The following is a 19,623-nucleotide window of genomic DNA, read 5'->3' on the forward strand; positions in this document are numbered from 1 at the left end:
AGGCACACAGCGCCGATACCGACAGCCAAGACCAACTTAAAGCCAACTTAACTCAGCTAACCCAAAGTGGCATTTTAGCCTATGCGCAAGAAGGCATAGCTCTAACCAGCCCTGAAAATATTCAACTGACAACAGCGAGCAGCCTGACCTTAACCAGCGAACATCAAACCGATATTAACGCTTTAAAAAATGTCACTGTTTCATCGGGCGAGGCGATTGGCTTATTTGCCCAAAAAGCGGGCATGAAGCTGTTTGCCAACCAAGGTGATATTGAAGTGCAAGCCCAAAATGCTAACCTCAATATGGCCGCCAAGCAAGATATTAAAGTGGATAGCGTGGATGGTGAGATAACTATCACAGCGAGCGATGAACTAACGCTAATCTGCGGTGGCTCTTATATCAAAATCAGCAGTGAAGGCATCGAACTTGGCACACAGGATAATATCTATCTTAAATGCAATGTGTTGCAAAAAATGGGGCCGGCAAGCCAATCTAAAACAATTAGATTAAATTCAAGTGAACTGAATGTAAAACGCTGCGCAGAAACGGATTGAAAATGATTACTGAATTAAATAATCAAAATAACTTTAACAAATATCGCTATTTATTAGTTGATAATTTAGTCGTGCTTAATTCAATAAGCCCATTGTCACACGACTCATTAGTAAATTTATTTGGTGAAGAAAAACTATTTGGTGAACAGAAACTCACTCAGGTATTACGTACCGATTTAGATTATGATCCAAGCATATGCCCAACCCTGATTAAACTGGCAGAGCCCAATGAATTTTTAGACAGTCCCATCCTTGATGAAATTGGTAAACAGGCCGAAATCGAATGTTTTTGGTCAAAGCGTTATATTTGCGCTTATATTGTTAGCCCCCTTAAACCATCGATATTGGCAAAGCAGCTGATAACTATAGGTAATAACATCGCTAAAATATTGCAACAGCCTTATTATCCTTTCTTTGAACCGTTTCGTATGCAATTTTTGCACGAAGTTGCTACCAACCAAGACACCGCATGGCTAAAATCGCAATTAGCTCAAATTGAAAACTATTATTATCCGTCTATTTATGCTGGGCCGTTTATTCGTTTCACGGCCGATAGTGAACTGGAAACGCCAGACCGTTGGAGTACTCAGTATTGTCAGCGCTTAAAAAAACTGAGAATGATTCGAACCCTTGTTAAGGCATGGGCAAATAATCGAACGCAATTTGATGAGCAAAAAAATTTACCACTCCATAACCAAGTCATTTTGCAATCAACGCAACTGGTTGAGCAAGCGTATCAATTAGGTTTAACTGAGGCTACCGATATCTTATTTTGGGGATTAAATGGCTTAAGGTACCAAACTGCTTTTACTCAGCATCCTAAAGTACTTGAGCAAATTGTCAAAGCGCAAAAAGCGCCGAGCACATTGTCAAAACAGGTTATTGACGCCCATATTAACCTTGAAAGCCCATCACTTTCTATTAACGAATAACAAATAAGACAAGCATTAAAGAGTGTAAGATGAAGAAAACAGCAAACATCGCCATAGAAAATAAAAATGAAGCTGCCGGTCGTTGCCTTGCCTGTGAACGAACAGGATTACCGGTCTTTTTATTGCGTCAAGCCGTGATAAAAACAAAATTCAATAAAATTGAAAATGTTAACCAGACTTATCAAGAACTGGCGAATTATACTAAAACATTAGATTTTAAACAACGCATGCCAGATGAAGCTTTAGAATATTATGACTATGTGCTTCGCACTTTGCGTAACGGCTATGTTTATGTAATGCAACAACAAGGTGATGATATTGAGAGCCGAATACTCCATGTGTATGAATGCATTGACGGCGTACTACGTTTAAAAAACTTCCTTGAACTAACTAATACCGAGCCAAGACCGATATCAAAAGCGTGTAAAGATGCCTGCCACACCATTCCAGCATCGTTTATTAATCTTAATAATAAGGACTTTACGCAAGCTTGGGTGGCTTATTCTTCACAACCTTGGCCCAAAAAGACCCTCGACGATTACCTAAAAGAACAAAATAGCCAAGTGTTATCGCGTTTTACCAAAATTGATATACAAAAACTCAAAGACTCACCGTCTAAGGCAACGGGCAAACGAGCGGTGCCGTTTAAAGATATTTTTGGTTATAGTCATGAAAATGATGATAATGATAAAAGCAAAGTGCTCGAGTTTCGTTTTGGAGAGCGAGGTCTGGAGAATTTTAAATCGGCCCATCCCTTTACCAGTTTAAAAAGCCAAAGGCAAAAATTTGCCAATCACGCAAACCTTCTATATCAGGGGAATGGACCAATATCTTGTGGCGTAGTATTAGAAGACACCTTCGGTATCGCCGAAGAGCTTAACTCGCAACGGGTATCAGAGCTACATATTTTTTGCAGTGAGGCACCAAAACAAGACAAACCATTATCACCTTTTGATGGTGACGAAGCCAAAGTCTATCAACAGCGTGGTGAACAGATGTATAACCATGTTAATCCTACGTTAAAGCGTTGGTTTAAGTATTATCAAGCTGATATGTTTAAAAAGCGCACGATTTTACAGTTTATAGAAAATTATCGAACTTCAATTGAAGATGCTTACGACACCGAAATTGCACGGTTACAAGAACACTATGACTACCTAAAAGATATTGATGCTGCCTATGACTCAGGTGAAGAATTTTTACGAAAAGTCGAATATGAGATTAAAGAAGCAGAATCAGAAAAGGCAAAAAAAATTGAAAAAATAAACCAACATATTAATCATGGTGAAGTTGAGAAATTTAAAGGTGAATTAGAAACCGAATTTGAAGAAATAACTCGATATTATAAAGAGTGGTCACAAGACTATTTTACTTATGTTCGTTGGTTATTTGGCGATGCAAAATTTATCTCGCAATACAGCAAAATAAAACCGACTTCTTTTAATCAAAATCATTTTTGGCAGAAAGAGTTTGATTTTTCAAACGATACAAGCGCGCTCATTCATATAAAAGAAATTACCCAAATCCTGATTGATTCAACCCATGCAGAAGTGTGCCTTGACGAAGATAACGCCCTATGGGACGAGTTATTAAGTAACCCTGCCAGTATTTTTTATGTAATAGAGCATAAAAATAACCAAGGGATCGATCTTGATGCACCAGCATTTATCGATTTAGACACCGATACACCAGTAAAATGGCGTGATATTATCAACAAATCAATGGGTTTTGCTTCTGCTTATAATACGCATCAAGCGCAAAAGACCCAAAACACGCCAACCGATAAAGAAAAAGAACTGCAAAAGGCAAAAGAGCGTGTTGAGCTAGATATTGAAAAAAAACAGCAAGAGATTAATGCCAAACAAGAGGAGTTAAACAAAAATCGACAATATAACCCACAAGAGCATAGCAGGCTACAAAAAATAAGAGACCAAAAAATTAAAGAGCTCAAGCAATTAAAAGCGTTTTTGGCCTCGATTGACCGCAAACTTGCTGAAATGGCAAATGCCCCCAGTGCTGTGACCCATGTCGACAAAAATCGATACTTGCATCAACTTGCACTCAAAAAATACACCGTATTAAAAACCAATAAACAGCACCAACCGATTAAACCACGTTTAAAACTGCTTGATACGCTATCTTACTTGGGTGATTTTGGTGGGCATCCCGTTGAGTTTTCGATGCAAGTTAGGCAAGATAAAATCCGACAGGTTTATGCACTATTAACCCAATTACAAGGAAGTTTTTTCCGTGAAAATAGTTTAACCAGCCAAGAAGTGGCGTTTTTAGAAAAATTTGATGTCACCGATCCAAAATATGAAGTTGGGTCAAAAAAAACAACAACCAAAAAGCTTAAATTTACGCTTTGCTTTCCCGACGAGGCAAGTAAAGCGCTGGTTGTCAATTTTCTAAAAAATAAAGAGATACTTAACCCTTATGATTTTAAAAACTTTTTAACCAGTAAAATGGCGGATTATGTCACGTTAGTCAACCGTACTACCGTATTACAAGACAAAATTGACAAAGTCAATCAACAAAAATCTAGCAACGACGAAGCGATCAACGAATCGAACGAAAAGAAAAGAGAAGATAAAATCAAAGAGCGCGAGATAAACCGCGAAACCGAAGCGATGAATCAAAGCGAAATGGAAAAAGCGAAAATTGAGGAAAAAATTAAAATTGGCGAACAAGCAAAAGATACCCGTCAAAGTGCAAAAGCTGCTAAACTTAGCTATGGTGCCAATGCAATATCGGGCGTTGTTACCCTGCTAAGTATTTACGATAACCTAAAAGAGTGGAACACCGTTAAAGAAGGCGAAAGCCAAGATAAAAAAATGCGCCAACTGGCGATTGACTTGGGTTCGTTAGCATTATTAAGTGTTGATAGCGTTGCCCTATACCGTGACATCAAATTAAAAATGCAGTTAGTTAAAGCTATGCGATCGCGGGTTGCAACGACATTAGTACCCGAAATCGAAGCTAAACTGACATTAAATACCTTGATTTCTAAAACCGTAGCCAAAGCCTTTGCTGCCATAACTATTTTGGATGCATTAGGTGAGTTAAAAAGTGCCTTTGGTATGTGGAATATGGAGGATAAAAGTTATTTTATGGCTAGAGCTGGTGGAGCTGTATTATTAGGTGCTGGCGCTATATTTTTATTAGCCAGTTCAGGCTTTGTAATAGGATTGGGTGTTATATTATCATTGTGGGGCTTATATTTAATTGCATATAGCAAAAAATACGATAATTTTGCCCCTATCGATCACTGGTTAAACCGTTGTTATTTTGGGGTGCAAAAAGAGTTTGCTTTTTTGGGGTATGATGCTTATCACGAAGAGCAGCACTCATTTGTCGGTTTTGGTCATTCGGTGAATGATTATTTGGTTGCCTTGTCGGGCATTGAAACTTTTATCATCTTTAAAAAACCAAGTTCATTTAGTGGGATGAAGCTATATCACCGCCACCTCTATTTTTATTTAACATACCCAAACTGCGCTACTATTGCCCAAAAGCCGTTACAGGCTTCGGTTAAATTAGTTGGCAAAAATGGGCAAAGCGATGAGGATTTGATTGAATCTCGCTTTAGTATTAGTTCAACAGGGGTAAATAATGGCTCAGTAGAGGCGCATCCCCCAATCCACCTAAACGAAGATAAAGCCAAAGAAACCCTAAAAATCACAGAATATGTGACCCTCGACAAAGGTTATTTTATGGATCACTATGAAGCAAAAACCTTTAAAAACCTCACTCAGGGCAAAGCGGTATGGAAATCTAATTTTACCGATATTGAAAAAATCGAAGTGAAAAAAACCGATCCTAATCAGTCAGATAGCGACCTAACGGTGATAACATGGGTAGCGGGCACCTTTGCTTATGATCTAGTAAATAGCTATCAAATCAATATCAGCCCTAATGCACAAGATGATGACGAAATCCCACTCATCATAAATCGCAGCAGTAACCAATTTCACGATGAATAAATAAAAGGAGAGTCATCATGCCATCAAAATACCGTCCACAAATCTTTGGTTGGTTCGGCGATCTAGATAAAGGTCCACGTTTAGTGCCCCTGCATGATCGTCGCTTAAGCTATGCCAATAATAACTACTGTGCCTTTATTCGTAAGATTCCTTCTGATCAAGCTTTTTATTTATGTATTTACATTATTGCTGTTATTCTTTTATGCTCTGCAGTAGTTCTATTGTCTATATTGACTTATTTATGTAACCCAATTTTAGAAACCCATATATTTTTAGTTGCGTTAAGTGGTGTCATTTTATGCTTTGTTGCTATGTATCTTGTTATTCCAGAAATTTATCAGAATCTATTTTCCCGTCGTGGCAGTCCCATTATATTTAACCGTAAAACGGGTAAAGTCTATGTTAACGAAAGTTATTTTTTTAACTTTAAGTTTTTACGGCATCCGGCGGTATTTTTACAACCGAAAAAACGCCGTATAAAAGAGTATGATTGGGATGATTTGCATGGTGTTGTTATTCATAATATGTCACGTAATGCCCTAACTTCAACCGTACTAATGGTGTGCCAACCGGGAACGCATCAAGTGATTGATCATATTATGTTAGATCCTATTCGAGCCGGCGCTGGTAGTACATTTGTTTGGGGTTGGATTAATAGTTTTATGTTTTTTTGTGATGTTGCCAATATCGATGATGGCGAATATAAATCAGATCAAGAAGCGACATTTAAAGCCCATAGGATTGACGGTCAAGGCTGGCCCGAATGGATGGTTGAAGCGTTTAATGCCACATCATTAGAAGAGTTAGCTGAAATTAAACAACGGCATCATGTAAAACAATAAGGTTCAATGGCTCAGGGCGGGGACGGATCAAAAAGCCTATTTTGATAAGTATGATCGTAATATCGACGTACTGACTAGGCTCCCAATACCCGATTATAGCAAAATTGACGAGCCAGACGAATTTACTTTAACCACATCGGCTAATCATATTACTGATAAAACAATAACCAATAGCGACAAGCCAGTTCAAAATGGGCTTATTATCAATAAATGGATCGCCGGCACGATAGGTGTGCTTAATATTGTAAAATATCAAATTATTATTCAATACAATAACCGTGAAGACGTGCCATTAATCGTGGCTCAAAACAATAAAATTTAAATTAAGGAGCAGAACAATGCCATCACAATATCAACCCCAAATTCTTGGTTGGATAGGCGATTTAGAAAAAGGTGCCAACTATCTTACCGATGCCGATGATCGCTTGCTCTATGCCAATGATAACTACTGTGCTTTTATTCGTAAAACAAAATCTGATCAGGTTTTTTATGTATGTCTTTCAGGTGTAATTTCAATTGGATTAATGTTTATTATTCCTATATTAATATATTTGCTTACATGGATAAAATTGGCTTCTATGCTTATTCTTCCATTGGTGATCATAATTTTATTTATTATTACATTATATTTAATGTTACCAGAATTTTATCAGAATCTTTTTACACGCCGAGGAAGCCCCATTATTTTTAACCGTAAAACGGGTAAAGTGTATATCAATGAAAGTTATTTTTTTAATTTTAAAGTGTTACGTAATCCGCTAACCTTTTTGCACCCTAATAAAAAACGCATAAAAGAATATGACTGGGCCCATTTACAAGGGGTGGTGGTGCATAACTTTTCACGCTCTTCACTCAACACCACCATATTAATGGTGTGCAAACCCCATACCCATAAAACAATCGACCATATATTGCTAGACCCATTACGTGCTGGCATAGGCAGTTATCTGGTTTGGGGGTGGGTCAATAACTTTATGTGTGCTAACAAATTAGCAGGCCTAAACGACGGCAAATACAAATGGGAACAAGAAACCCAATTTAAAGACAACATTATTAAAGGACAAGGCTGGCCCGAATGGATGGTTGAAGCGTTTAATGCCACATCGCAAGCAGAGTTAGCCGAAATCAAACAACGGCATCATGTAAAACAATAAGGTTCAATGGCTCAGGGCGGGGACGGATAAAAAAGCCTATTTTGATAAGTATGATCGTAATATCGACGTACTGACTAGGCGCCCAATACCCGATTATAGCAAAATTGACGAGCCAGACGAATTTACTTTAACCACATCGGCTAATCATATTACTGATAAAACAATAACCAATAGCGACAAGTCAGTTCAAAATGGGCTCATTATCAATAAATGGATCGCCGGCACGATAGGTGTGCTTAATATTGTAAAATATCAAATTATTATTCAATACAATAACCGTGAAGACGTGCCATTAATCGTGACTAAAAACAATAAAATTTAAATTAAGGAGTAAAACAATGCCATCACAATATCAACCCCAAATTTTTGGTTGGATAAGCGATTTAGAAAAAGGAGGTAACTATTTAACGGGTGCGGATCAGCGTCTTCTATATGCCAATGATAACTACTGTGCTTTTATTCGTAAAACAAAATCTGATCAGATTTTTTATTCATTTAGTTGGTTTATATCAATATTTGGTCTTTCTTTTTATATAGGTATTTATTTTTATTTCGTTTTTACTATGACTCCTGCAGTTAATAATGATGAAAAAATTATGGATATTGTATTACTATTGATGAACATCACCTGTTTTTTTGCTTTATATCTTCTGATTCCTGAATTATATCATAACTTATTTACACGCCGAGGAAGCCCCATTATTTTTAACCGTAAAACGGGTAAAGTGTATATCAATGAAAGTTATTTTTTTAATTTTAAAGTGTTACGTAATCCGCTAACCTTTTTGCACCCTAATAAAAAACGCATAAAAGAATATGACTGGGCCCATTTACAAGGGGTGGTGGTGCATAACTTTTCACGCTCTTCACTCAACACCACCATATTAATGGTGTGCAAACCCCATACCCATAAAACAATCGACCATATATTGCTAGACCCATTACGTGCTGGCATAGGCAGTTATCTGGTTTGGGGGTGGGTCAATAACTTTATGTGCGCTAACAAATTAGCGGGCCTAAACGATGGCAAATACAAATGGGAACAAGAAACCCAATTTAAAGACAACATTATTAAAGGACAAGGCTGGCCCGAATGGATGGTTGAAGCGTTTAATGCCACATCGCAAGCAGAGTTAGCCGAAATCAAACAACGTCATCATGTAAAACAATAAGGTTCAATGGTTCAGGGTGGGGACGGACAAAAAGCCTATTTTGATAAGTATGATTGCAACTGTAATGTCATGACAGGACAGGACTGCCTGAGCCTGATTATAGCAAAATTGACGAACCTGACGAATTTACTTTAACCACATCGGCTAATCATTTTACTGATAAAACAAAAAACAATAGCGGCGAGCCAGTTCAAAATGGGCTTATTATCAATAAATGGATAGCTGGCACGATAGGTGTGCTTAATATTGTAAAATATCAAATTATTATTCAATACAATAACCGTGAAGACGTGCCATTAATCGTGACTAAAAACAGTAAAATTTAAAATAAGGAGTAGAACAATGCCATCACAATATCAACCCCAAATTTTTGGTTGGATAAGCGATTTAGAAAAAGGCGGTAACTATTTAACGGGTGCGGATCAGCGTCTTCTATATGCCAATGATAACTACTGTGCTTTTATTCGTAAAACAAAATCTGATCAGATTTTTTATTCATTTATTTTTGTTATATCTATGTGTCTAGGAAGTATAGGTGCTATTGCTGGTATTGATTTATGCATTCTTATTTTTTCAGAATTAAAAGACAAAGAGGATGAGTTTATGCTAATTATTATAGCAATAGGTTCAATATTTTGCATTTTTGCAATGTACTCAATAGTTGTTCCAGGTTTATACCAAAACCTGTTTACACGTCGAGGTAGCCCCATTATTTTTAACCGCAAAACTGGTAAAGTGTATATTAATGAAAGCTACTTTTTTAATTTTAAAGTGTTACGCAATCCGCTAACCTTTTTGCATCCTAATAAAAAACGCATAAAAGAATATGACTGGGCACATTTACAAGGGGTGGTGGTGCATAATTTTTCACGATATTCACTCAATACCACCATATTAATGGTGTGCAAGCCCCATACCCATAAAACAATCGACCATATATTATTAGATCCATTACGTGGTGGCATAGGTAGTTATCTGGTTTGGGGTTGGGTCAATAACTTTATGTGCGCTAACAAATTAGCGGGTCTAAACGACGGCAAATACAAATGGGAACAAGAAACCCAATTTAAAGACAAAATTATTAAAGGACAAGGCTGGCCCGAATGGATGGTTGAAGCGTTTAATGCCACATCATTAGAAGAGTTAGCTGAAATTAAACAACGGCACAGTATAACGGAATAGACCAAAAGCCGTTGCAGTTTGGTAAGAATGGGCAAAGCGGTATGGTAAGCTCCTTTTAACGATATTGAAAAAATCGATTTAGAGCAGTGTTCATATATTTCCCCCCAACGTATTCGGTTTACTATGTAATACTGATACAAATATCTTTATTGATTTTTATCAATTATAAGCTATATGTGATTAAAAATAGCGGCCTGACTAACATTTATGTAATCGTATACATGCTATTAAGTATACCTTTTATCGTTTTTAGTTGATTTAAAGATTGGCTATTCTATTGGCTGATGTTGTATATAAAATGACAATTTTTAATGTGATATCAATCACAATATTAGTATTTAGTTTTTGAATAGTCGTTTTTATTAGTTATATTGAAATTACCTATTAAAAGGTATTGGATTGTTACCGAATTATAGCGGGCAAAACCTAAAGAATAGTTATAACTATTCTTTAGGTTTTTTTGTCTCAAATTTAAAAAATATTTATCTATTTTTAAAATAATGAATAGGGGGAAAAATGAAAATTTCAAAAAAAATAGTATGTAAAATCAAGCCAAAACGAATTGTTTTAATGACTATGCTGGGGTTATGTTATTTACCAAATGCTTTGGCAGCAACTCAAGATGAGTTAGAAGCAAGAATTGCGTTATTAGAGCAAAAATTATTAGCACTTAGTCAAGAGTCTAATGATTTGAAAAAGCAAGTAATAGAGTCTAATAAACAGCTTGCTCAACTAAATAATCATCTTCAACAACAACAAATTGTTATCAATAATCAGAAAAAAGCGCTTAAAAATAGTCAAAAAGCAACAATTACAAAGCAACAGACGCCTGTTAATGCAGTACAAACAAGTAATAATCAACAAATTGTACTTATTAACACACCAAAAGCCGAAACTAGACAAGGTGAAAGCGCTCCAGAAAAGACATCATTTACTTTAGCTGAATTTAAAGACTATATTAAAGATGAAATTGGATTTTCTTATAACGGCTACTTCCGTGGTGGTTGGTCAACTTCAAGTAATGGCAAACCTAAAAATTATGCTGAAGGTGCATTAGGTCGATTTGGTAATGAATATGGCGGTTGGTATGATCTTATCTTTAAGCAAAAAGTCTATGATCAAGAGGGCAGAAGAGTTGATGCCATTGTTATGATTGATGGAAACGTGGCGACCAATAAAGCTGCGGGTTTATTTAATACTCAAGATGATAATCTTATGCAATTTTCAGATATCTATCTAGAAACTAAAGGTTTTGTACCACATTTTCCTGATGCGAAATTATGGGTTGGTAAACACTCTTTACCTTATAATGAAATACAAATGCTTGATTGGAAAACGCAAAAAACGCCAGCAGGCGGGGGAGTTGGTGTTGAAAATCTTAAATTCGGAATTGGTACTCTTGATTTAGCTTTAGTTAGAGCAGATGTAAATGTAAAAAATAAACAAGATGTCATTAAAGATGATGGTAATGGAAATAAAATTACCCAATATAAAAAAGAAGAAGTTGATTTAAACGAACTAGAAATCCGCTATCGCGATATTCCATTATGGAAAGATGCAACGCTTGGTGTGAATGCACGTTATTCAGCGCCAAATAAATCTAAAATCCAAGATAATGTATCTGTTAAAAATGCTTGGCTTGGTAGCTTTGTTTTGCGACAAAATCAGTTTTTTGGTGGATTTAATCAGTTTACATTACAGACAGCAACCAATTCTGTAGCTTCACAGTTAGCTAACATTAATACTAATAATCCAGAGTTTGCCAGTAATTCGGATAATGACTATATTGGAACGCATACTGGCGGTAAAGCTTATCGCTTTGTATCGGAAGGTGAAGCCTATTTAAGTGATGATATTATTGTTGCTCATGCTTTGGCGTTAACTTCGGGCAATGATGTTTATTCTTATGATCTTCATCTTGCTCATACCGATTTTACGAGTTTTAAATCAGCAATAAGACCTGCTTATATATGGGATACTTATAATCAAAGCGGTATTGAACTAGGTTACTTTAGGCAAAAGAATAAAGTCAAAAGTAAAACTTATGTTGAAGAGGGCTACAAAACAACACTTTATCATTCATTCAAAGTTGGAAAAAGTATTTTGTCTTCAAGACCTGATATCCGTTTTTATGTTTCTTATATAGAAGCGTTACAAAATGATATTAGTCAATTTGATTTTAATGGTAAAGATCATCAAATTAGTTTTGGTGTACAAACAGAAGTTTGGTTTTAAGTGCAAATTCATAAATATAATATCTAAACTATATTATAGGTGTAAGGTAATACCACTTACCTTACTTAGTTTAGATGTAAAATGAATACTTTGTTGATGTTTACCTACGTTATTCAGTAAATATTATTAATTAATCCTGTTTACTGAATAACGCTTAGTTAAGATTGGTATATAGACATTCATTAAATTTGGTGGAATATTTTCTTCTTTAGCAAGCTTTAATAATTTTGCAGCCAGTTTTGCTATTGTCAGTGATGGATAACGGGTGGTGACTAATTTAGGGTGTAAATAATGTGAATAATCCCTACGGTAATTAATATCCCATAAAGTGTAAACGATTTCACCCATAAGTTGCTTAATTCTATTTCAAGCTTTAAAACCATTTATTATAAGATCAATATGCGAATTGCCATTTTTTTATGTTATTATGTGATTATTTAAGGGTAATTATTGGTAATATAATGAAAAAACAAAATATTATTGGGCTAATTTCGCTTTTTGCCATTTCGTGTGATGGTTATGCTATAGACAAATATGTGACTGATAATGTTGATATCTATTTGCGACGTGGCCCAGGCTCGCAATATGCGTATTCTAACTCTGCTAAAGCTGGTGAAAAAGTTGTTGAACTTGAAAAAAGTGCGGATGGTAAATATACCCGCATTCAACTTAATAATGGCAATGCTGCTTGGATTGAAACGAGTAAACTAAATGAGCAGCCTAGCTATAAAGAACGCTTTCCTGCGTTAGAAGCAAAACTGGCAGAATACCAAGATAAAATTGATAATGCCGAAGCTAATCAACAAAAATTAGTGAGTGATTATGTCCAAAAATTGCAATCGGCTGAAAAATCAATTGAAACACTACAAAATAGAAATCAAGCTTTAGAACAACAAGTCAAAGAGCAGGGAGCACAAATTGAATCAATGCTAAATCAAGTGGATGATAAACGTCGTGATCTTATTGTAACTTGGTTTACTTATGGTGGTCTTGTTGCGGGCGGTGGTCTTATTTTAGGGCTTATATTGCCAAGAATTATACCTAGCCGACGTAAAAAAGATCGTTGGATGTGATTGTGAGTAAAATCTATCTTGTGGGTGGAAGTGTACGCGATAGATTATTGCATCTGCCCGTTGCTGACCATGACTGGATTGTTGTTGGCGCTACGCCAGACGAGCTTTTGGCGTTAGGGTATCAACAAGTTGGTAAAGACTTCCCAGTATTTTTGCACCCCGACACAAAAGAAGAATACGCATTGGCTCGCACTGAGCGAAAATCAGGTAAAGGTTATACAGGATTTATTTGCGATTTTGGTAAAGAAATCACATTAGAACAAGATCTGATTCGCCGTGATTTAACCATTAACGCCATTGCCATGGATGAAAACGGTAATATCGTCGATCCTTATCATGGTGTTGATGATATCAATCATAAAATCTTGCGCCATGTCTCACCTGCCTTTCGAGAAGATCCACTACGTATATTGCGTGTGGCTCGTTTTGCTGCACGTTTTCACCAATTGGGTTTTACTGTCGCGCCACAAACGCTAGCATTAATGAAACAAATGGTATCAGACGGTGAGGTTAGTTATCTAACACCAGAGCGAGTATGGAAAGAAACAGAAAAGGCATTGTCCACTTCAAATCCTCAAATCTATTTTCAAGTGTTAGAGCAATGTGGAGCTCTTACGTTACTGTTTCCATCATTAGACTTATCAGCCAATATTATTGATGCACTAAAAAAATCTACTTTGTTAACTGACGATTTAACTATCCGCTTCGCTGTTCTGTGTGCACTGTTAGCTAACAAATCAACGGTTGAAGCGTTATGTAGAAAAATTAAAGCGCCAAACAACTACACTAAAATTGCCATCATGGTTCAGCAATATCATAGCGATTTTGAACGAGTGCAGACACTCACCGCTGAGCAAATTGTTACTTTGCTAAATAGTCTTGATGTATGGCGCAATCCTTTACACCTTGACCAATTAATTATCGCAAGCGAAGCGTTTGTCAAAACAACCTCATTTGCACAAGCAAATTACTTGAAAGAAGCTTATAAAATTGCCAATAATGTCAATGTACAACACATTATTGCGGAAGGTTATACGGGAAAACAAATCCATGTTGAGTTACAAAAAAGGAGAATTGAAGCGTTATTAAACTGGATTTGATTGCATCTTAATCAATCATCACTTTTTTTCAAAATATCTTAAAAAAAGGGTTGACGATTTGGCGTAACACAAGCATAATGCGCCTCGCAGTGTTGCTTACGACGTTGCGAATAAATGGCTACGTAGCTCAGCTGGTTAGAGCACATCACTCATAATGATGGGGTCACAGGTTCGAATCCCGTCGTAGCCACCATTAAGATTAGGTAGTACTTTTACCGAAAGTGTTCAGTGCGGGTGTGGCGAAATTGGTAGACGCACCAGATTTAGGTTCTGGCGCCGCAAGGCGTGTGAGTTCAAGTCTCTCCACCCGCACCATTTAATCTTAATATCTATCCTTTATTGGGGTATAGCCAAGCGGTAAGGCAGCGGGTTTTGATCCCGCCACGCCCAGGTTCGAATCCTGGTACCCCAGCCATTCCAATATGCATAATTTTGGTATTTCATCCTTTGATTTGTATCAATGTTTGGTGTATTAATTATTCACTATTTTTATGTGAGCATAATGGAATTGGTGGACGCACTAGATTCAAGGTCTAGCTTAGAAATGTGTGCGAGTTCGAATCTCACAGCTCGTATCAAAAGTGATTTTCACTTTCTATAGTGGGGTATAGCCAAGCGGTAAGGCAGCGGGTTTTGATCCCGCCACGCCCAGGTTCGAATCCTGGTACCCCAGCCATCCAAAACACTCAAACAATGTAATAAAATCAATAATATTTCTAGCTAAATATTTTTCGACGTGATAAAAACGCGGTCTTGAATTAAAACTAGAATATCAATTAGTCTTTACTGAGTAAGATTTGCGAGATGAGCTATGGTTAGCTTACTGTTGTAGTATAAATGATTGATTTTAATTGAAAATGGTAAAAAAAGACCTAAAAAAGTCAATATTCCACCTGAAGCGATTTTAATCAGAAACCCATGGGGCAAACGAGTTGCCCACATGGGATTTATTTTAGCAATGTACAAGCTTATTTATATAAGTTAACAAAAACAGTTTGTGCTGTGCTTGCTGAGTTGGATGATACTTCTTTTACATAATAAAAATGTGCACCATTAGCAATGGCATGTTTTTGTGCTGCAGCGCTAATGTCGGCAGTATTGTTAAATACACCATGGAAGCTAATCATGTTATATGGGGTCATGTGTTTAAACGCTTCACTACTGATTTCGTAGGCATCTTGACCTTCTATTGCAGTTGTTACAATATAATTCCTAACAGGTGCATCTTGTTTGTATAAAGAAACTTCGATATCTTCTGCTTGGTTTTTGATATCAGCAGGCGATATTGAATCGATATAAAACGCATAGGCATTTTTTTCAGCGGCTAATTTACTCGCTGCTTCGGTAATTTCAGAAGTGTTATTGTAATTACCTTTAAATTTAACAATTTCAAATGGTAAATAGTAAAGGGCTTTTGAACGTTCATAAGAAACCACCCCATTATATGTAGTTTCATCTTTCTGTACGGCTATTGGTGCGTTAGATTGATAAATATTGGCATAAACGATAGCGCGATCAGACGAAGTCCCATTAGCCGGGCTTTCCATTGCTGTAATATGATAATATTTAGCACCTGCTTCGTCGGCAGCACGCGAAATATCATCAGCAGCATTATCGGCTTGTAAATAGCTCCCAGTCACCGAGATTTCTTTAAGTGGTACTAAAAGACTGCTTTCTTTAGCTGTTAACGGCTGAGCAGCATAAAGGTTGGCAACAGGTAAAGATAATAATACAGCTAAAGCAATAGATGTTTTGGTAAAACGTTTCATGATTGAGTCCTTCACTTTTTGATTATTAAAATAGAAAATCACTGTTTAACGCTTATTTAATTCGCAGATTAATGGTATTGCTTCGAGATTATTCGAACTTGTGGAGCTCCAGAATGCCTTGTCCTTGTCTACTTGTTAAAAGCGTTAAGACATCATATAGTTGTTTTGGCAGGAATGAATTGTAAAACAACTAACTACCTTTATAAGACGTTCCGTAATAATCCTCAAGAGCTTTTAATCAAATGGCAGATTGTCTAGCACAAATTGCTTAAAATGAAATAAATTGTTAAAAAAAGTGTTAATTTCGTATTGATTGAATCTGTTATCATTTTTTAATTATTTAGTCGATATAATTATTTGCCAATTGTTTCGATAAAACGTTTAAGGATCTGTGCGGTTAATCCCCAAATCACCCAATTATGATACTGATAAAAATAGATGGAATGTTCGGATCTTTTTTGCCAATTTGGTGAACGGTTAGTTATGATATCAAAAGGGAAATCATCGGCAGGTTTATGTCCAACAAACATTGTTGCACACTGTGGTGGATTATGAATAAACCACTCGATAGGCACGGTAAAAATTTGTTCAACTTCGGCATGGTTTAGTTGTAAATCATCCAGTGAGTTGATTGTGCCTACAAATGGATAAATAATCATGCCTAATGTGGCAATGAATTTGGGTAATTGTCCTAAAATTGTTATTTGATTAAGGGCTATACCTAATTCTTCAATGGTTTCACGTTTGGCGGTGTATTCAGGAGTAATATCAGCTAATTCAACTCGCCCTCCAGGGAAACAAATATCTCCCGGTTGCCATTTTAGTTTTTTCGATCTCACTTGGAATAAAAGATGCAATTGATGATCAATATCCACGATAGGCAATAACACAGCCGCTTTATTATCGACAAACTTAGTGCGTTCTTGTTTTTTAATCTGTTTAACTATATTTTCAATTGTGATCATCATTATTCATTTTATTTAGGGTTTAAAATTTTGTTCTATTTACCTTACACTAATAACATGCTAGATTTACCAAAGGCGTTAGTTTAATACGCGTGTTTTACCTAATTGAAGCTATGCAATATTATATCAATAACATTAAAAAAGAACTTGAAGATCTTGCCAATTTAAAACGTGAGCGTGCACTTATTGGAATGCCTGATGAATTTCAACAGGTATTTTTGTTACTTCCTGCTCTTTTTCATTATCATACCCCTGAATTACCAGGATATATGGAAGGGAATATACCTTCAGGTATTGCTTGTTATCAATTATCTGCTGATGCGAATAAACTGCTTAAAAGCAAATTCAATTTTTTAGCAACTAAAAACGAAACTACAGCCATCGCCTCTCCAGCAATATCAGCTTTATATTCGATGGGCAGTACTTGTTCTATTGGGCAATCGGTTCAATCTGATCTTGATATTTGGATATGTATTGAGAACAGTTTAACCGATCAACAAAAAAAAGTCTTACAACAAAAATGTCGTTTAATCGAAAACTGGGCTGCCAATTTGCAAGTCAAATTAACGTTATTTGTGGTCGATGCCGATCGTTTTATTAATAAGCATCATGAGTGTCTAATGGGCGAAAATTGCGGATCTGCGCAGCATATTTTGTTGCTTGAAGAGTTTTACCGTTCAGCAAATTTATTAGCAGGTAAGTTTTTACTGTGGTTTGCGGTACCTTACAATTTCACCGTGAATAACGTCACTTATCCTACTTATGAAAAGTGTGTTAATGCCATGGTTGATCTTAAGTTAATCGAACGAGATCAATGGATTGATTTTGGTCCGCTAACCAGTTTATCGGCTGAAGAGTATTTTGGCGCAAGTTTATGGCAACTTTATAAAAGTATCGATTCACCCTTTAAAGCAGTTCTTAAAACCCTGTTATTAGAAGCGTATTCATGGATTTACCCACAAAATAAACCAGTTGCTTATCAAATGAGAGAACTTATTCAAAACGGTGAAATACATAAAGGTATGTATCTAGATTCGTATTACATGCTGTTAGACAGAATTAGTAAATATCTCATTGAAATTAATGATTTTCAGCGGCTTGAGTTAATCCGTAACTGCTTTTATTTAAAAGTGAATGAAAAACTGTCCATTCCAATACAATCACCGTCATGGCGTCGCACTATTTTGAGTGATTTAGTGAAAGAGTGGGGATGGAATAAGCAACAAATTGCAAAATTAGACGCTTGTCAAACGTGGAAAATAGGGCAAGTACGAGAAATACACGAGATCTTATTGCATACCATGATGACAGGTTATCGAAATTTACTCAATTTTGGTCGTCGTAATAATTTAGATTCATTGATTAGTCCTCAAGATCTGGCGATCTTAACGCGTAAGCTCTATGCCGCTTTTGAAGTATTACCAGGCAAGATCACAACGTTAAAGCTTAATATATCTGATAATTTGCAAGAAGATGCATTAACATTTATTCATGTGTCTGAAGATCGCATCAATCGATCGGGGTGGTATGTTTATAATCAAAAACCCATGATGCAAACAATTATTGGTCATCAATATTTAGAATATAGCAAATACTTAGTAAAACTGGTAGGATGGTGTTATTTTAACGGCTTAATTGCGAATTCTACCGTATTTTATTATCACGACGGCGAAAATCGTAATAACGCAAAAATTAATCAACTGATCGCAGATCTCAAAAATTACTTTCCTATTGACGTGCCAGCAGCAACTGAAGAACAGTTATATGGTCCATGCGAAATCCGTCACTTAGCCATTATTTTAAATATAGAAGACGATCCGACAGTTAACATTGAATTAGATGATGAAGTGGCCAATAGTGTCCTTAATTATGGTAAATACGAACGAAGTTTGGTAGGATCGATTGATCTTCTGTATCGCAATTCATGGAATGAAATTCGCGTACTCCATTTTAGTGGCAAACTATCGGTACTTGAAGCTATTAAGGCATTATTAAATCGCATGCACAAAGATGCAGACTTGCCCAATTCAATCGAAATTTTTTGTTATAGTGAACATTTAAGCGGTGAAATCAAACAGCAAATGAAAAAGCTTATGGATGAATGTATTGATCTACGTTTAACGACGACCGAAAACAACTCAACGCAAGTCAAACCATTAAGAATAGGGGGTTTTTCGTGGTATCTATTTTTTGAGCGATTAGGCGTTTCATGTCATCAATTTGAAAATGCGATCGATTTTTATGGAGCGGTGTCAAATAACAAAGTACAAGGCAGACCGCTGAACATTTTAGACGAAACCAATGAATTACCGACAGAAATTGATAGCATTGCCTATGCAGGGATCATTCAATTCTTTTTTGAAGATACTGAGTCAGGTTTTGATCTTTACATCCTGAATGAACATAACCAAGTCGAAATTTACCGTAACTGCAATGGATCAAAAGACAACATGGTTAAAGATATCAATGAATTTTATGCTTTATCAGACGATCGCTTTACATTTACGACTAGTAGCTCGGTGAATTTTAATCTACCTCAATTTTATCAAATTACTTATAATAGCTGCAACGAACGTGAAATCATTCCGCTCAATTAAAAGATCGAAAACGATCTTATTTGAAAATAATCATGTCAAAAAGTTTCAGGAAAGTATGTGTTTTA

14 protein-coding genes and 4 tRNA genes are annotated in these 19,623 nt (G+C 36.1%); 15 read left to right on the forward strand and 3 right to left on the reverse strand.

Annotated elements, in window-relative coordinates:
- The 8 genes from ACYIAL_RS01225 to ACYIAL_RS01260 all read left to right on the forward strand — a co-directional run.
- A partial coding sequence (locus ACYIAL_RS01225; protein WP_483750757.1) for a DUF2345 domain-containing protein occupies positions 1 to 554 on the forward strand: 554 nt, incomplete at its 5' end.
- A gap of 2 nt (positions 555 to 556) precedes the next feature.
- Positions 557 to 1,486 carry a hypothetical protein gene (locus ACYIAL_RS01230; RefSeq protein ID WP_483750758.1) on the forward strand — a complete coding sequence of 310 codons (930 nt, stop codon included), beginning with the start codon at positions 557 to 559 and terminating at the stop codon, positions 1,484 to 1,486.
- Between the two features lie 29 nt (positions 1,487 to 1,515).
- Complete coding sequence (locus ACYIAL_RS01235; protein ID WP_483750759.1) at positions 1,516 to 5,469, forward strand: toxin VasX; 3,954 nt, start codon at positions 1,516 to 1,518, stop codon at positions 5,467 to 5,469.
- Between the two features lie 17 nt (positions 5,470 to 5,486).
- The gene (locus ACYIAL_RS01240; protein ID WP_483750760.1) at positions 5,487 to 6,311 is read left to right on the forward strand and encodes a DUF6708 domain-containing protein; all 825 of its coding nucleotides are present in this window, start codon (positions 5,487 to 5,489) and stop codon (positions 6,309 to 6,311) included.
- Between the two features lie 338 nt (positions 6,312 to 6,649).
- Positions 6,650 to 7,465 (forward strand): DUF6708 domain-containing protein, encoded by an 816-nt coding sequence (locus tag ACYIAL_RS01245; protein ID WP_483750761.1) that lies wholly within the window; start codon positions 6,650 to 6,652, stop codon positions 7,463 to 7,465.
- A gap of 338 nt (positions 7,466 to 7,803) precedes the next feature.
- Positions 7,804 to 8,637 carry a DUF6708 domain-containing protein gene (locus ACYIAL_RS01250; RefSeq protein WP_483750762.1) on the forward strand — a complete coding sequence of 278 codons (834 nt, stop codon included), beginning with the start codon at positions 7,804 to 7,806 and terminating at the stop codon, positions 8,635 to 8,637.
- A gap of 342 nt (positions 8,638 to 8,979) precedes the next feature.
- Entirely contained in the window at positions 8,980 to 9,819 is an 840-nt protein-coding gene (locus ACYIAL_RS01255) for a DUF6708 domain-containing protein (RefSeq protein WP_483750763.1), read from the forward strand.
- A 516-nt stretch (positions 9,820 to 10,335) separates the two neighbouring features.
- Positions 10,336 to 12,054 carry a carbohydrate porin gene (locus ACYIAL_RS01260; protein WP_483750764.1) on the forward strand — a complete coding sequence of 573 codons (1,719 nt, stop codon included), beginning with the start codon at positions 10,336 to 10,338 and terminating at the stop codon, positions 12,052 to 12,054.
- Between the two features lie 126 nt (positions 12,055 to 12,180).
- Here the strand turns inward: ACYIAL_RS01260 and ACYIAL_RS01265 are convergent, their stop codons facing one another.
- Positions 12,181 to 12,402: a hypothetical protein gene (locus ACYIAL_RS01265; RefSeq protein ID WP_483750765.1), complete on the reverse strand. Its 222-nt coding sequence runs from the start codon at positions 12,400 to 12,402 to the stop codon at positions 12,181 to 12,183.
- Between the two features lie 113 nt (positions 12,403 to 12,515).
- On the opposite strand from ACYIAL_RS01265, the gene ACYIAL_RS01270 reads away from it, so the two are divergent.
- The 6 genes from ACYIAL_RS01270 to ACYIAL_RS01295 all read left to right on the forward strand — a co-directional run bounded on the left by ACYIAL_RS01270 (position 12,516) and on the right by ACYIAL_RS01295 (position 14,903).
- Positions 12,516 to 13,127, forward strand: coding sequence for a TIGR04211 family SH3 domain-containing protein (locus ACYIAL_RS01270; RefSeq protein WP_483750766.1), 612 nt, complete (start codon positions 12,516 to 12,518; stop codon positions 13,125 to 13,127).
- A gap of 2 nt (positions 13,128 to 13,129) precedes the next feature.
- The gene (locus tag ACYIAL_RS01275; protein ID WP_483750767.1) at positions 13,130 to 14,227 is read left to right on the forward strand and encodes a multifunctional CCA addition/repair protein; all 1,098 of its coding nucleotides are present in this window, start codon (positions 13,130 to 13,132) and stop codon (positions 14,225 to 14,227) included.
- A 116-nt stretch (positions 14,228 to 14,343) separates the two neighbouring features.
- A tRNA-Met gene (locus ACYIAL_RS01280) sits at positions 14,344 to 14,420 on the forward strand.
- Positions 14,421 to 14,457: 37 nt separating this feature from the next.
- Positions 14,458 to 14,542, forward strand: a tRNA-Leu gene (locus ACYIAL_RS01285).
- A 25-nt stretch (positions 14,543 to 14,567) separates the two neighbouring features.
- A tRNA-Gln gene (locus ACYIAL_RS01290) sits at positions 14,568 to 14,642 on the forward strand.
- 186 nt (positions 14,643 to 14,828) lie between these two features.
- A tRNA-Gln gene (locus tag ACYIAL_RS01295) sits at positions 14,829 to 14,903 on the forward strand.
- A gap of 292 nt (positions 14,904 to 15,195) precedes the next feature.
- On the opposite strand, the gene ACYIAL_RS01300 is transcribed toward ACYIAL_RS01295, so the two are convergent.
- Positions 15,196 to 15,996 (reverse strand): YdgH/BhsA/McbA-like domain containing protein, encoded by an 801-nt coding sequence (locus ACYIAL_RS01300; protein ID WP_483747957.1) that lies wholly within the window; start codon positions 15,994 to 15,996, stop codon positions 15,196 to 15,198.
- Between the two features lie 353 nt (positions 15,997 to 16,349).
- The gene (locus ACYIAL_RS01305; protein ID WP_483750768.1) at positions 16,350 to 16,964 is read right to left on the reverse strand and encodes an NUDIX hydrolase; all 615 of its coding nucleotides are present in this window, start codon (positions 16,962 to 16,964) and stop codon (positions 16,350 to 16,352) included.
- Positions 16,965 to 17,053: 89 nt separating this feature from the next.
- Here ACYIAL_RS01305 and ACYIAL_RS01310 point away from each other — a divergent pair, with 89 nt between their 5' ends.
- The gene (locus tag ACYIAL_RS01310) at positions 17,054 to 19,558 is read left to right on the forward strand and encodes a class I adenylate cyclase (RefSeq protein WP_483750769.1); all 2,505 of its coding nucleotides are present in this window, start codon (positions 17,054 to 17,056) and stop codon (positions 19,556 to 19,558) included.
- Positions 19,559 to 19,623: the final 65 nt, after the last annotated feature.

This window comes from Gilliamella sp. X-57, from assembly GCF_057063565.1.

What these genes read in the sequence shown, in the direction of transcription:
- ACYIAL_RS01230 (WP_483750758.1), top strand. Translation starts at nt 557, where the DNA reads ATGATTACTGAATTAAATAATCAAAATAACTTTAACAAATATCGCTAT.
- ACYIAL_RS01235 (WP_483750759.1), top strand. Translation starts at nt 1,516, where the DNA reads ATGAAGAAAACAGCAAACATCGCCATAGAAAATAAAAATGAAGCTGCC.
- ACYIAL_RS01240 (WP_483750760.1), top strand. Translation starts at nt 5,487, where the DNA reads ATGCCATCAAAATACCGTCCACAAATCTTTGGTTGGTTCGGCGATCTA.
- ACYIAL_RS01245 (WP_483750761.1), top strand. Translation starts at nt 6,650, where the DNA reads ATGCCATCACAATATCAACCCCAAATTCTTGGTTGGATAGGCGATTTA.
- ACYIAL_RS01250 (WP_483750762.1), top strand. Translation starts at nt 7,804, where the DNA reads ATGCCATCACAATATCAACCCCAAATTTTTGGTTGGATAAGCGATTTA.
- ACYIAL_RS01255 (WP_483750763.1), top strand. Translation starts at nt 8,980, where the DNA reads ATGCCATCACAATATCAACCCCAAATTTTTGGTTGGATAAGCGATTTA.
- ACYIAL_RS01260 (WP_483750764.1), top strand. Translation starts at nt 10,336, where the DNA reads ATGAAAATTTCAAAAAAAATAGTATGTAAAATCAAGCCAAAACGAATT.
- ACYIAL_RS01265 (WP_483750765.1), bottom strand. Translation starts at nt 12,402, where the DNA reads ATGGGTGAAATCGTTTACACTTTATGGGATATTAATTACCGTAGGGAT.
- ACYIAL_RS01270 (WP_483750766.1), top strand. Translation starts at nt 12,516, where the DNA reads ATGAAAAAACAAAATATTATTGGGCTAATTTCGCTTTTTGCCATTTCG.
- ACYIAL_RS01300 (WP_483747957.1), bottom strand. Translation starts at nt 15,996, where the DNA reads ATGAAACGTTTTACCAAAACATCTATTGCTTTAGCTGTATTATTATCT.
- ACYIAL_RS01305 (WP_483750768.1), bottom strand. Translation starts at nt 16,964, where the DNA reads ATGATGATCACAATTGAAAATATAGTTAAACAGATTAAAAAACAAGAA.